The organism is Puniceibacterium sp. IMCC21224 (assembly GCF_001038505.1).
GTDB lineage: Bacteria > Pseudomonadota > Alphaproteobacteria > Rhodobacterales > Rhodobacteraceae > Puniceibacterium.
This window is the reverse complement of record NZ_LDPY01000001.1, coordinates 2,126,106-2,139,711: the sequence shown is the minus strand read 5'-3', so window position 1 is coordinate 2,139,711 and position 13,606 is coordinate 2,126,106. Positions and strand designations below refer to the sequence as shown.

The window sequence follows — 13,606 nt, the reverse complement described above, 5'->3', positions numbered from 1 at the left end:
GCGGCTTTTCCCGGAACCCTCAAGAGCCACGCGAAAGGTTTTTGCGTCGTTTTGCGGAACGCGGGCCAAATACTTGCCACCTTTCCCGATCCACCCCACGTCCCGCGCATTCCGGGTGTGCCCCAGGGGTCATTCACAGGCTTGCGCACATCAAACGAGCGCGCCATTGATAGGCATGACCCAAGCACCTGACATCCTTTGTATCGGTTCCGTTCTATGGGATGTGATCGGCCGGTCCGCCAGCCATATGAGCCCCGGCAGTGATGTGCCCGGTCGCATCCTGCGTTTGCCGGGCGGAGTGGCGCTGAACATTGCGATGACGCTGGCGCGGTTCGGTTTGCGCCCGTCGCTGCTGTCATCGGTCGGGCGCGATGCCGAGGGCGATGCGCTGGTCGCCGCCTGCAAGGTGCTGGGGCTGGAAACCGCACATCTGTACCGCTCAGAGGATCTGCCAACCGACTGGTACATGGCAATCGAGGGCGGGAATGGTCTGATCGCCGCCATTGCGGATGCCCATTCTCTAGAATCCGCTGGGGCCAAAATACTAAGGCCACTGACCGACGGACCGCTGGGCCGCGGCGACGCACCTTACAACGGAACCATCGCGCTGGATGGCAATCTGACGGTCGCACTGCTCGAAGAAATCGCGCGCAGTCCGGCATTCCGCCGCGCGGATCTGCGTGTCGCGCCTGCGTCACCGGGCAAAGCCGAGCGCCTGCTGCCGTTCCTTAAGGCGGGGCGCGGAACGCTATACGTCAATCTCGAAGAGGCCGGTGTGCTGTGCCAATGTCAGTTCAGCGACGCGGCAGAGGCGGGCGAGGCCATGCTGGCGCGCGGTGCTGCACGGGTGTTGGTGACGGATGGCGGTGAGATGACCTGCGACGCACACAGCGAGGGCATCGTGACGCGACGCCCGCCCAAAGTACTGGTGACCCGTGTGACCGGCGCGGGCGACACATTCATGGCAGCGCATATCGCCGCTGAGCGCGCCGGCGCGGATCGTGACGCCGCGCTGGCCCGGGCGTTGCAGGCTGCCGCCACCTATGTCTCGGGTGATACGCCGAACTAACCGCGCCGGCGTTTCCGTTCGGGCACTGTCGCTCGACACCTGCCGCGCGGCGCAGTATCGGAAACAGGACCGCCCTGCCCCGCACTCAGATCCTTCAAGGACAACGCATGACCCTGTTTCACCTTTCACCTGCTGTCTCTGATGCACTTGCCAACAAACGTCCTGTTGTCGCGCTCGAATCGACCATCATCACCCATGGCATGCCCTGGCCGCAGAATCTTGAGGTGGCGCGCAAGGTCGAGGCAACTGTGCGCGCCGGGGGCGCTGAGCCCGCCACCATCGCGGTGATCGACGGGCAGCTTTGCATCGGGCTGGACGACGACCAGCTGACCGCGCTGGCGCAGGCGCGCGGGGTGGCAAAGCTAAGCCGCGCCGATATGGCCGTGTGCATGGCCGAGGGCCGGACCGGCGCCACTACGGTAGCCGCGACAATGATTGCGGCGAATCTTGCCAGTATCCAGATCTTTGCCACCGGCGGCATCGGCGGCGTTCACAAAGGGGCTGAAGCCTCGTTCGATATTTCTGCCGACTTGCATGAACTGGCGCAAACTGCGGTCACCGTGGTCGCGGCGGGTGCCAAGGCCATCCTCGATCTGCCCAAAACGCTGGAAGTGCTGGAAACCCTGGGCGTGCCGGTCATCGCCTATGGTCAGGACCAATTGCCGGCCTTTTGGTCGCGTGCAGCCGGATTGCGCGCACCGCTGCGCATGGACACGCCCGCCGCCATTGCACGGGCTCACAAGATGCGGCAGGCGCTGGGATTGCCCGGCGGGCAGCTGATTGCCAACCCGATCCCAGAAAGCGCCGAGATCCCCCGCTCGGTGCTGGCCCCCGTCATCGCCCAGGCCACCCGCGACGCCGAAGAGCATGGCATCACCGGCAAGGCGCTGACACCCTATCTGCTCCAGCGGATTTTCGAGCTGACCGAGGGCCGATCGCTCGACGCCAATATTGCGCTGGTGTTGAACAATGCCCGTCTGGGGGCTGCCATCGCCTGCGAAATGGTCAAAGACTGACCGATTGTGCCGCGTATGCACCGGTAGCCATTGTAGAATTCGCAGCGGGTGCCTAGGTTTTGCGCGGACACACCACGAGGCTTCATATGACCACGCCCTTTGTTCCGCAACCGCGCCGCCCCGGCCTTTTTGCCCGGTTGCGTGCCGCGTTCCTGACGGGTCTGGTGGTGATTGCACCAGTCGGGCTGACAATCTGGCTGATCTGGACGGTGATTGGCTGGATCGACGGGTTTGTCCTGCCGCTGGTGCCAGCCCGGTTCAATCCCGAGGCCTATATAGGGATTAACCTGCGCGGCATCGGAGTGATCTTTTTCCTGCTGTTCACCATACTGGTCGGCTGGGTGGCCAAGGGATTTCTGGGCCGCTCGATGATCCGCTTTGGCGAAGGGCTGGTGGGCCGGATGCCGGTGGTCCGCTCAATCTACAGCGGGGTCAAGCAGATCGCCGAGACCGTCTTTGCCCAGTCGGAAAGCAGTTTTGAAAAGGCCTGTCTGATTGAGTACCCGCGCAAGGGAATCTGGGCGATCGGCTTTATCTCGACCAAGGCGCGTGGTGAAGTGGCGGTGCGGGCGCAGACATCGGGGGGGCTGATATCGGTTTTTGTGCCGACAACACCGAACCCGACATCGGGGTTTCTGCTATTCTTTCCCGCCGAAGACGTGATCGAACTGGACATGACGATTGAGGATGCCGCCAAACTGGTGATCTCTGCCGGGCTGGTCTATCCCAACGCCAAGGATCCGTCACAGCCTGCGGCGCGATTGGTGTCCTGAGAGCGCTTTTACGAGTACCCAGTTAGGGATTTTTCTGCAATCATATGCGCTTGCGCATATACACGCGCGCTAAACCCAGTTCGGTGACGCGGTGGGTTTCCGTATAGCCCAGCCGCTCGTAAATGTGGATATTCCGCGCCATCTTTTGATGCGTATAGAGCGTGATTGCAGTGCATTCCCGGGCCTGTGTCTCGGCCCAGAGCATCAATTTCCGCCCCAGCCCGGAACCCTGTGCCCATGGCGCAACCGCGATGTTGTCAAGTAACAAGTCGGCGCCGTCCCGCTCAAGCACCACAAGTCCCGCGATCCTGCCGGATGTCCGCGCCACGGTGATCTGCCCGCGGGCAATGCGGGCGCCGTAATCGTCGCGCAATGGGCCGGGCTCTTGGCCGATCTCGATGGCCCAAGGGCGGTAAGCTGCCTCAATCAGATCGCGGATCGCGGAGAGGTCACATTCGGTCGCGGGGCTTAGATCAAAATCCATGGCGGTACCCTGACTGGCACACAGTGCGTGCGCCAGTACCAGTTTTGCCCGCCATGTGGGGCCAGATCCGCTCAGGCAAACATTGCCCGCAGATCGGCACTCTGACACACGCCCAGCGACTCGCCGTCATCACTCAGAAACCGCCCTGCGGCGCGGCGTCCGGCCTCTTTGAGTTGCTGCAACACCGACGGCACCGGGATTTGTTTGGTCACTTCGGAAAGGGCATTCATCAGGGCATCGTCGGCAATCATGTGAACGCGCAGTTGCTTCATCGAGCCTGGGGGCAGCGTTCCACTGACCAGCAGGCGCTGCACAAACTCGATCGCGCGCAATTCCCGCAGCAGCGACGAATTGAAGCTGATCTCGTTGATCCGGTTCTGAATCTCGGCTGGGGTCACCGGGACGGAATCCCGCACCATCGGGTTGATGTTGATGATCACCAGATCGTCCGGCAGATGCGCGGCGAACAGTGGGAACAACGCCGGGTTCCCGGTATAGCCGCCGTCCCAGAACGCTTCGATCAGCCCGGTCTCAGGGTCCTCGACCTCGACCGCCTGAAATAGCGTTGGCAGACAGGCTGAGGCGAGGATCACGTTGGTCGAGATCCGGTCGTTGGCAAACACCCGTACTTTGCCATCGCGAACATTGGTGGCGCAAATGTACAGCTCTGGGCCATCGTCGGTGCAGATGTTGCCAAAATCGAATTTCTGAACGATCTTTTCCAGCGGATTTCGATATAGCGGCCCCCAGCTATAGGGCGATGCCATCCTGCCGATGGCATCCGCCACAATATACCCCGGCGCAAATTGCAATGCCTGGCTCACCAGCCAGGGATCAGGCAGCCAGGCCCGCATCCAGGCGTTGGCCTCGGTCTCTTCGGTGGCACCCATCTGCGCCCAGAGCCAACTGAGGTTCTCCCGCGCCCCCTCGCGTCCACCCGAGATCCAGCCGGATTTTAGCGCTGCACCATTCAGCGCCCCGGCCGAGGTGCCGGATATTGCGGCAATCTCGATGTCCTCTTCTTCGAGCAGCCGGTCGAGCACGCCCCACGTAAAGGCGCCATGCGCGCCACCGCCCTGCAACGCAAGATTGATCCGCCTCATGTTCGTGCTCCTGAATTTATCTGTGTGCCCGCAACGATGCGGAGCCGCGAAATGCAGCTGTCCGCGTCCGCAGGTCTGGGCCAGGGATGGATACCCTGGCACCGTTGTCGAGGCTGTCAGAGGGCTGTCCAGCCGCCGTCGACGCTAATCGTTGTGCCGGTGATTTGCGCCGCCGCATCGGAACACAGAAACACGGTGGTACCGCCCAGCTGCTCGACAGTGGCGAACTCGCGCGACGGCTGCCGCTCAAGCATCACTTTCTTGATCACCTCGTCACGGCCCATACCATATTTTTCCATCGTATCGGGGATCTGTGCCTCGACCAACGGTGTCAGGACATAGCCCGGACAGATCGCATTGGCGGTGATCGGCTGTTCAGCGGTTTCCAGCGCGGTGGTCTTGGTCAACCCGATGACGCCGTGCTTGGCTGCGATATATGCGCTTTTGAACGGGCTGGCTGTCAGACCATGTGCGGACGAGATGTTCACCACCCGGCCCCACCCCGCCTTGCGCATCATCGGCAGCGCGGCAGCCGTGGTGTGAAACGCCGAACTTAGGTTAATGGCGATGATTGCATCCCATTTGGCGACAGGAAATTCATCAATCGGTGCCACATGCTGAATCCCGGCATTGTTCACCAGAATGTCGCAAGACCCGGCCTTTTCAATCAGGGCGCGGCATTGGTCACCTTTAGACATATCGGCCTGAATGTAGCGCACGGTCACGCCATGTTCGGTCGCCATGTCGGCGGCAAGTTGATGATCCTCATCCGCATCTGTGAAAGAATTTAGCACGATATCGGCCCCTGCGCGCGCAAGCTCATGCGCGATTCCCAGGCCGATTCCCGAATTCGATCCGGTGATGACGGCGGTTTTGCCCTTCAGTGACATGTTCCGAAACTCCTGATTACTTTGCGGATGCAGCATAACATGCTGCTCCTGCAAAATAAGGGGGCTGAGGGCGGTTTTGTTCCATCCAGTCCTGAGGAACTGCACAAAAAAAACGCCCGCACGAAGCGGGCGTTAAGTTATTGAGGCAGGTTTCATACAGGCAAGAAACCTATCGAGCAGTGACATCGTTATAAGCCCTAAGCTGCCGGGGGCCAAGCAAAAAGTTTGAATTGGGGTGAATCCACCGTTACGTTCCGGCTTCATAAAACAATGGCTGACGGGGATTACAGTGAATATGGCGACGAACTATTTCCATTGTGCGGGGCGCATACTAGCTGTTCTGACATGGCTGGCGTGGGGGGGATTCGCTGCCGCTGACCCGATGCATGGCATAGCTATGTATGGCAACCCTGCACTTCCACATGATTTTGTGTCTTTGCCCTATGCCAATCCGGACGCGCCAAAGGGCGGGCGGATCGTCACCGGCGAAACCGGAAGCTTTGACAGCCTCAATCCGCACATCCTCAAGGGGACGGTTCCGTGGCAGTTGGCATCCCTGACTTATGAATCACTTATGGGCCGTTCTTGGGATGAACCGTTCACGCTGTACGGTCTTTTGGCCGAATCGATTGAGGTCGGGCCGAATCGTGAGTGGGCAGAATTCACTCTGCGCCCAGAGGCGCAGTTTTCCGACGGCAGCCCCGTCACTGTCGAAGATGTGATGTGGTCTTATGAAATCCTCGGCACCAAAGGCCACCCGCGCTATCACGGGACATGGGCCAAGGTGGCGCAGATGCAGCAAACCGGGCCGCGCTCGGTGCGGTTCGATTTTAGTGTCGAAGATCGCGAACTTGCCCTGATCATCGGCATGCGCCCAATCCTGAAAAAGGCCCAATGGGAGGGACGCGATTTCGCGCAATCCGGTATCGACATCATACCGATCGGAACCGCGCCCTATGTCGTCGACAGCTTTGAGGCCGGGCGCTACGTCAGCCTGAAACGCAATCCCGAGTACTGGGGCCGCGATCTGCCGTTCATGCGCGGACAGGGCAATCTGGATGAAATCCGGATGGAGTTCTACGGCGACGGCACCGCCCAGTTCGAATCGTTCAAAGCCGGGCAGTTGAATTCGAACCGCGAAAACAATGTCGAAAAGTGGGACAGCCAATACGATTTCCCCGCCGTTCAGCGCGGCGACGTGGTGAAGTCCGAGATCCCGCATCAGCGCCCGTCCGGCATCACCGGCTTTGTGATGAACACTCGGCGCGACGTGTTCAAGGATTGGCGGGTGCGCGACGCAATGATCCACGCCTTTAACTTTGAATATATCAACGAGACGATGACCGGATCGAAACAGCCGCGCATCAGTTCGTATTTCTCGAACTCGGTGCTGGGGATGGACGAGGGTCCTGCAACCGGGCGGGTGCGCGAATTCCTTGAACCCTATGCAGAGACGCTGTTGCCCGGCGCGCTGGATGGCTATGCCCTGCCCCATGGCGACGGGTCGGCCCGCAACCGGGGCAACATCCGTCAGGCGATGGCGCTGATGGAGCAGGCCGGCTGGACCATTCAGGACGGCGTGATGAAAGACTCCGAAGGTCGCCCCTTCAGCTTTGAAATCGTGCTAAGTCAGGGCAGTGGCGAAGAGCAGTCGATCATCGACATCTATGCGCAGGCGCTCGAGCGTATGGGCATCACGCCGCGCATTTCGGTCATCGACGCCGCGCAGTATCAGGAGCGCACCAACACCTACGATTTTGACATGACCTATTATCGGCGCGGGTTGTCGCTGTCTCCGGGGAACGAACAAAGGCTGTACTGGGGCGCGCAAGGCGTGAGCGAACCCGGGTCGCGCAACTGGATGGGCATGAATTCGCCGGCCGCCGACGCGATGATCGACCGGCTCTTGAGTTCCACCAGCCGCGAGGATTTTATCGCTGCGGCACGGGCGCTGGACCGGGTGCTGACGACAGGGCGTTACGTGATCCCGGTCTATCAGTGGAACGTCAGCCGGATCGCCCATACCAAAGAGTTGAAATACCCGGAAAAACTGCCGATATACGGCGACTGGATCGGGTGGCAGCCAGATGTCTGGTGGTACGAGGAATGAGGCAGGAATGAAAACGATACTAACGATTGGATGTCTGCTGTTTATGGCAGGATGTGGCACGATTGACGGGTTGGGTCAGGACATCTCGGGGGCGGCGCGAACGGTGCAGCGCAGCCTGTGATGGGCCAAGAGTTGTCAGAAAACGGCAAAATTTGGGACTACACCTTTAGTACCGGGTTTTCAGATACCTGATTCTGCGGCATCGTAGGACTCAGCCATAGGTGTTTAGGGGAACGCCTGCCATGACCTGGACCGAGATCACTGAAAACTGGACCGCCCGACTGGGGCGGTTACAGCAGCGTTTTCCCAATCTGGATCGAAAAGCCCTGCGCACCCCACCCAAGAACCGACCTGATCTGAGCCGCCATCTGGCCCAGTGTCAGCGCCTTACCGCGTTTGAGGCTGAGCAGGAATTGGACGACTGGCTGTTCGTCGAAAGCCTCGCACAACACGACAGTGACGCGCCTTCGCGCTAACGCATCGTCCGGATCACGTCAGGGATGTCACCCAAAGAATATTGGCGTCGTCATCGCTGACTGAAACCACGTTATGGCCCATGGTGGCATCGTAATAGGCGCTGTCGCCGCGCCGCATCTCGATCGGTTCATAAAATTCGGTATACAGCCGGATCACCCCGGTCAGCACGAACAGAAACTCCTCGCCATCATGGCGCACCCAGCCGTCAAATTCATCGACGGATCTGGCGCGGACCCTCGCGCGATACGGCAGCATCTGCTTTTTGGTCAGAGTTTCGGCCAGCAGCTCGTGTTCATAGGTCGTGGTGGCATGCTGCGCCCCCGCCCCGGCCTTGGTCACGGCCAGCCGTCCATTCACCTGTTCGCGCTGCGGCGGCGTGAACAGTTGCGGCACCGAGATCTGCAACCCCGTCGCCAGCTTCTTGAGTGCGTCATAGGTTGGCGACATCTGACCATTTTCGATTTTCGACAGCGTTGATCGTGCCAACCCGGCCCGCTTTGCCGCTTGTTCAAGCGTCCAGTCACGCGCCTTACGCAGCTCGCGCACCCGGGTGCCGAGGTTCAGCGGCTCGCCCGCCTCTTCGCCCCCCGACGAGCGGGCGATGGTGATCAGGGTTTTAGGGTCACGTTCCGTCATGACGCTGCTATAGGGCCGCGCCTCTATCCTTGCAACTGTCCGGTAGTGGGTCACTCTGAAATCGTTTTCTTGCGGGGCTTGTAGGGGCCGCGCTTTTTCTGTGTCGCTTCCGCCTCTGCCTTTTCGACCAGTGCAACAATATCCTCAACATCCCAAAGGCGATCAGTCACGTTTGCAGCCATTGCAGGCGTCATGCGAAGTGTCTTGTGAACCCGGCAGAAGTTGTAGTGCATAAAATGCAAAGCAACTGCGTAAGCGTGGTTCTCTGCCTTTTTGCTAAAAGCGTTAGTCAGGCGTGTGAAGCGGCGCATACCCATGCGCATTGTCAGATTTTGGCGCTCGATATGGCTGGTGCCGACTTCGGCCATGTCAGGCTTTCCAAAGATCGCCTCTTTGATTGCGCCGGTACATTCGGCGGGGGAATACTTGCGCTCGTGACCCTTGGTTCCGGTCGGATCGCCGTATTGCTTGATCAGCATGGCATAGTCCACTTCGCCCGAGAATGCGTCTGTGACGGCCTTTAGATAGCCGCCGTGGCCGTCTGTGGTCAGTTGGATGCGGTTTGCGAGGCGCGATGCAAGATCAAACATGAACTCGCGCGCCGTGCCCTGCGAGCGATCCCCAACGGTGTAGGAAATCATCAGCTTGCTATCCCGGTCCATAGCGGTCCAAGTCCAGATATCGCCCGCGTCGGAAGGTGCTGCTTTTGCGTCAGCCACGTTGCGAGCTTTGGCATAGCAGAACGCCCAGATTTCATCGGCCTGCACATGCTTAGCTGCGACGTTGCGCACGTTTGCGTCATGGTAGACAGCGCAGGCTTTCCCGGCATCCTCAAGCAACTTGGTGACGGTGTTCTTGGACACGTCAGCAATCCGCGTCGTGGCGCGGATGGAGTTACCTTCCACCAAGAGGCGGATGATCAGGGCGCGGGTTTTGGTGTCCAATTTTCTCATAGGTTCTATTTAGTAGCCAATGCAATGATAGTCAAGCATAAGGGTCATTTTGAAATTCTATTGCTATCAATCGAATCTTAGTGTTAGATGGATACACGTTGATCGTGGGGGGGGCATTTTGGTGGCAGGTAAAGATGGCTGACGAGCCGAAAAACTTTGACCCAGAGCAACCGGTAGTTGCATTCGACTATCTAAAAACTCCGAACTTCCAGTCGCTGAGAGCGGATGGGGTCATAGGTGGGATAACGCCGTCGGGACGCATCCACATGGCAATTTATTCAGAAAGACCAGCAATACCGCGCAGGCTAACTTACAAGATTTCTGAATCGGGAGAGCTCGGCGAGTTAGTGGAAGTTCAATCTAGAGATTCAATAGTAAGAGAAATGTCTGCTGATGTTTTTCTTGACCTACAGACCGCAGAAGCCATGATAGAATGGCTATCTAGCCAGGTAAAAGAACTAAAAAATAGAGGTGGAGAAACATGAAAAGTAACTTGAGGGATTCAGGGACTTCAGGTCGTTACTCGGGAACGCCCGCGCAGTTTTCTTCGCGGGCGTATGCTCGATACTCACCTAGCAGTTCGGATTATCGCTCTAATTTTTATGCGTCGCTACGAAAATGGAGGTTTGAGACTATGATTTCATCTTCTGCGGATGAGATTATTAATAATGCCTCTTTTAAAGAAATCGTTGCAATGGGCGATGTTGTAATACCACTTATCATTGATGAGCTTAAAAAGCGCCCTGATTTTCTGGTAGCGGCTTTGTGTTTAATAACTGGAGAAAATCCAATGCCGCCAAATAGTGCTGGTAATATTTTGAAAATGACGGAATCTTGGCTGGATTGGCATGACCACAATAGGTAAATCTCACGCCGATATTCTGAGGGTTAACTTTCCAAATATTCAAAATGCAGCGACCATTACAAGTCCACAGACTTCCACATATAACTGCATTGCCTACGCGGCTGGCGACGAAACACGATGGTGGTGGCCAGATTCTTTGGGCCTACAGTATTGGCCAGCGAATGTTATACGGCTCCCAACGCTACCGGTATTTCAATCAGCTTTTGAAACACTTGGATTCACGCTTTGCGCGGGGGGCGATTATGACGAGGCGAGTGAGAAAATAGCAATTTTTCATTTAAAAAACCTGCCCACGCATGCCGCTAAGCTGATCGCCCCCGACGTGTGGAGTAGCAAGTTAGGGCAATCATTCGATATCAGTCACACAGAGCACTGCTTGAATGATACTTCTGCGGGTAGCTACGGATCGATTGCTTTCTTCATGTCTCGTCCACAATAGTTAGTCGTCATTTCCCCAGCGGGTGTTCGCAGCCTTTTTAGCTATATCTGACCTCTGAGACGGAGATAGATTGCTGGTCCTAATCTTTGCTCCCTTCTTTCCCCCAAGGCTCTGGGCTTCGGATTTTTCAGGCGTCTTATCTTCAACCTCACCCGTCGCCACGTCCAAAATGAACTTGGCAAGCTGATTGGCGTCGCGGGGTCTCTTGGGTTTGTCTGTCATACCTGCAAATGTAAGCCTTGTTCTTGCATCATGCAAATTTTGAGTTGACGAATTTTCAACGCTGGATTTCAAACTGCCCCACTACCAACTGTCCGCTCTGCCTTGCCTCGGCGCTCTGCGCCGCGTAATCCTCGGGCCATGTTGTCCCTGTTTGATAATGGCGCATCCGCGCCCTGCCCGTCCCCCTTTAATCTGGCCGCGCATGTTCTTGGCCGGGCCAAAGCGCTGCCCGACAAGGTTGCGCTGTCTGTGGTCCAGCCGGGCAACGCCGAAAACTGGCGCTACGACGAGCTGGAAACCGCTGTGAGGGGCACCGCAACCGGGCTTTTGAAATCCGGATTGAAACCTGGCGATATCCTGTTGATGCGGCTGGGGAATACCGTCGATTTTCCAGTCGCCTATCTAGGGGCCATCGCCGCCGGAATCGTACCGGTTCCGACATCCTCGCAACTGACCGAAACCGAAGTCGCCGCCATGGTGCAGGCCCTGGACCCTGCCGCAATCCTGGTGGGTGCCGGTGTACCCTGCCCGCCAACAGACTGCCCGGTCTACGACACAGCAACCATGGCTGGCTGGCGGAATCTGCCGCCCGCAGACTACGCTATGGGTGATCCCGACCGGCTGGCCTACATCATCTACACCTCTGGCACCTCGGGGCGGCCGCGTGCTGTTGGTCATGCTCACCGTGCAATCTGGGCGCGGCAAATGATGATGCGGGGGTGGTATGGATTGTCAGACTCCGACCGCCTGCTGCATGCGGGCGCGTTCAACTGGACTTATACGCTGGGAACCGGGCTAATGGACCCCTGGACCATGGGGGCCACCGCACTGATCCCTGCAGCGGGCGTCGATCACGCGTCTATTGCGCCGCTGCTACATGATCACAAAGTCAGTATATTTGCCGCTGCACCAGGCGTTTACCGAAATATCCTCAAGCATCCGACGGGATCATTGCCGTATCTGCGCCACGGGCTGGCCGCTGGCGAAAAGCTATCCCTGACCCTGCGCTATGCCTGGGAAAATGCCACAGGCACCCAGATATTCGAGGCATTTGGCATGTCCGAGTGTTCGACTTTCCTGTCGGCATCACCCGAGTTTCCAGCCGACGAGGGTGCGTTGGGACGTCCGCAACCAGGGCGCCGGGTGGCCATCCTTGGTCTCGATGGCCCCGTCCCACGCGGAGAGCCCGGAACCATCGCGATTCATCGTGACGATCCCGGGCTGATGCTGGGCTATGTCGGTGCCCCAGAAGAGACCGCAGCGAAATTCCAAGGCGATTGGTTTATCACCGGCGATCAGGGCGTCATGCTGCCGTCCGATCAGATCACCTATCTGGGTCGCGATGATGACATGATGAATGCCGGCGGCTATCGTGTCTCGCCGATTGAGGTCGAGGCCGCCTTGCTGACCCATCCCGATATCACCGAAGTCGGCGTGACCGAAGTCGAAGTCAAAGCAGATGTGGGCCTGATTGCCGCCTTTTACACCGGCCCCGCGCCCATTCCCGACAATGTTTTGACCGCGTGGGCCGCTGATCGGCTAGCGCGTTACAAACAGCCGCGCATGTTTGTCCATCTCGACACGCTGCCGCGCAATCCGAATGGCAAACTCTTGCGCCGCGCGCTGCGCCCGTTGTTGCCTAACTGATCCAATGATCCAAAACCCAGCGGTCGCAAAGCCCGCCCGACCCTGCTAGACAGGCGAAATTCTGTTGAAAGGCCCGACCCAATGGTCAAACTTGTCATCATGTCCGACCCGATCTGCCCCTGGTGCTATATCGGCAAGACCTATCTTGACCGCGCGCTTGAGCAGGTACCGGATCACCCCTTTATCATCGAATGGCAGCCCTTTCAGCTGAACCCCGAGATGCCGGCCGGTGGAATGGATCGACGCGCCTATCTTGAGGGCAAGTTCGGCGGCAAGGAAGAGGCGGTACAGGCCTACCTGCCGGTGGTCCAGCATGGCGAAAAGGCGGGCCTGAATCTCAAGCTCGACAATATCGGGCGGACCCCCAATACGCTGGACGCTCACCGCCTGATCCATTGGGCCGGGATCGAAGGTCGCCAGACCGCCGTGGTGTCCGCCTTGTTCCGCGCCTATTTCAATGATGGCCGCGACATTGGCGACGTCGAAGTGCTGGGCGATATCGCGGATGGTGCCGGGCTGGATGCGTCGGTGATTATGCGTTTGCTTGGAACCGATGCGGACCGCGAGGCGATCCAGGGTCGCGATGCGGCGGCACGCAACATGGGCATTCAGTCTGTCCCGACCTTTATCGTTGCCGGTCAGCACGCGGTGCCGGGGGCGCAACCCACGGAATTGTGGCTCAAGGTGATCAAGGAACTGCGCGCCGGGGCCGAAAACCCCGGTTGAACCGAAATCCAGCCATGCGGTTTTTGAATAGCAGCCATGCATAATGTTGCTGGCATGTAGCGGCCGCGCATGAGCGGCCACTTAACCCATTCATAATATTACACTTCAACGCCGTATGACCCTGCACCGGTGCGGTGATGCGGGTGCATTTGTGCAATTTCGCACAGCCGGGTTCACTGGCTCGGGCGGGTCAAGC

General features: G+C 58.5%; 15 protein-coding genes. 10 read left to right on the top strand and 5 right to left on the bottom strand.

Annotation, left to right across the window (positions count from 1 at the left end; all coding sequences use genetic code 11):
* Nucleotides 1-175: 175 nt before the first annotated feature.
* From IMCC21224_RS09850 to IMCC21224_RS09840, 3 genes are all read left to right on the top strand, one after another.
* Nucleotides 176-1,069 carry a PfkB family carbohydrate kinase gene (locus tag IMCC21224_RS09850; RefSeq protein ID WP_047995209.1) on the top strand — a complete coding sequence of 298 codons (894 nt, stop codon included), beginning with the start codon at nt 176-178 and terminating at the stop codon, nt 1,067-1,069.
* A 107-nt stretch (nt 1,070-1,176) separates the two neighbouring features.
* Nucleotides 1,177-2,085 carry a pseudouridine-5'-phosphate glycosidase gene (locus tag IMCC21224_RS09845; RefSeq protein WP_047995208.1) on the top strand — a complete coding sequence of 303 codons (909 nt, stop codon included), beginning with the start codon at nt 1,177-1,179 and terminating at the stop codon, nt 2,083-2,085.
* An 86-nt stretch (nt 2,086-2,171) separates the two neighbouring features.
* On the top strand, nt 2,172-2,858 hold the full coding sequence (locus IMCC21224_RS09840) for a DUF502 domain-containing protein (RefSeq protein WP_047995207.1): 687 nt from the start codon (nt 2,172-2,174) through the stop codon (nt 2,856-2,858).
* A gap of 40 nt (nt 2,859-2,898) precedes the next feature.
* On the opposite strand, the gene IMCC21224_RS09835 is transcribed toward IMCC21224_RS09840, so the two are convergent.
* The 3 genes from IMCC21224_RS09835 to IMCC21224_RS09825 form a co-directional block, all read right to left on the bottom strand.
* Nucleotides 2,899-3,342, bottom strand: coding sequence for a GNAT family N-acetyltransferase (locus tag IMCC21224_RS09835; RefSeq protein ID WP_047995206.1), 444 nt, complete (start codon nt 3,340-3,342; stop codon nt 2,899-2,901).
* 71 nt (nt 3,343-3,413) lie between these two features.
* Nucleotides 3,414-4,445, bottom strand: a complete 1,032-nt coding sequence (locus IMCC21224_RS09830) for a patatin-like phospholipase family protein (RefSeq protein ID WP_047995205.1) — start codon at nt 4,443-4,445, stop codon at nt 3,414-3,416.
* Between the two features lie 116 nt (nt 4,446-4,561).
* Nucleotides 4,562-5,335, bottom strand: coding sequence for a 3-hydroxybutyrate dehydrogenase (locus IMCC21224_RS09825; RefSeq protein WP_047997016.1), 774 nt, complete (start codon nt 5,333-5,335; stop codon nt 4,562-4,564).
* A gap of 295 nt (nt 5,336-5,630) precedes the next feature.
* On the opposite strand from IMCC21224_RS09825, the gene IMCC21224_RS09820 reads away from it, so the two are divergent.
* From IMCC21224_RS09820 to IMCC21224_RS09815, 3 genes are all read left to right on the top strand, one after another.
* A complete protein-coding gene (locus IMCC21224_RS09820) occupies nt 5,631-7,445 on the top strand; it encodes an extracellular solute-binding protein (RefSeq protein WP_047995204.1) in 1,815 nt (604 codons plus the stop codon).
* A 7-nt stretch (nt 7,446-7,452) separates the two neighbouring features.
* Complete coding sequence (locus IMCC21224_RS28195; protein ID WP_197089194.1) at nt 7,453-7,566, top strand: entericidin EcnA/B family protein; 114 nt, start codon at nt 7,453-7,455, stop codon at nt 7,564-7,566.
* 121 nt (nt 7,567-7,687) lie between these two features.
* On the top strand, nt 7,688-7,921 hold the full coding sequence (locus IMCC21224_RS09815; protein ID WP_047995203.1) for a hypothetical protein: 234 nt from the start codon (nt 7,688-7,690) through the stop codon (nt 7,919-7,921).
* Between the two features lie 13 nt (nt 7,922-7,934).
* On the opposite strand, the gene IMCC21224_RS09810 is transcribed toward IMCC21224_RS09815, so the two are convergent.
* Nucleotides 7,935-8,558 carry a helix-turn-helix domain-containing protein gene (locus IMCC21224_RS09810; RefSeq protein ID WP_047995202.1) on the bottom strand — a complete coding sequence of 208 codons (624 nt, stop codon included), beginning with the start codon at nt 8,556-8,558 and terminating at the stop codon, nt 7,935-7,937.
* A 50-nt stretch (nt 8,559-8,608) separates the two neighbouring features.
* Nucleotides 8,609-9,511, bottom strand: coding sequence for a transposase (locus tag IMCC21224_RS09805; protein WP_047995201.1), 903 nt, complete (start codon nt 9,509-9,511; stop codon nt 8,609-8,611).
* A 134-nt stretch (nt 9,512-9,645) separates the two neighbouring features.
* On the opposite strand from IMCC21224_RS09805, the gene IMCC21224_RS27750 reads away from it, so the two are divergent.
* The 4 genes from IMCC21224_RS27750 (at nt 9,646) to IMCC21224_RS09790 (ending at nt 13,410) form a co-directional block, all read left to right on the top strand.
* The gene (locus tag IMCC21224_RS27750) at nt 9,646-9,996 is read left to right on the top strand and encodes a hypothetical protein (protein ID WP_156178215.1); all 351 of its coding nucleotides are present in this window, start codon (nt 9,646-9,648) and stop codon (nt 9,994-9,996) included.
* Between the two features lie 149 nt (nt 9,997-10,145).
* A complete protein-coding gene (locus IMCC21224_RS28470) occupies nt 10,146-10,376 on the top strand; it encodes a hypothetical protein (protein WP_156178213.1) in 231 nt (76 codons plus the stop codon).
* Between the two features lie 799 nt (nt 10,377-11,175).
* Nucleotides 11,176-12,684, top strand: coding sequence for a class I adenylate-forming enzyme family protein (locus IMCC21224_RS09795; protein ID WP_047995199.1), 1,509 nt, complete (start codon nt 11,176-11,178; stop codon nt 12,682-12,684).
* An 81-nt stretch (nt 12,685-12,765) separates the two neighbouring features.
* Entirely contained in the window at nt 12,766-13,410 is a 645-nt protein-coding gene (locus IMCC21224_RS09790) for a DsbA family protein (protein ID WP_047995198.1), read from the top strand.
* Nucleotides 13,411-13,606 lie beyond the last annotated feature (196 nt).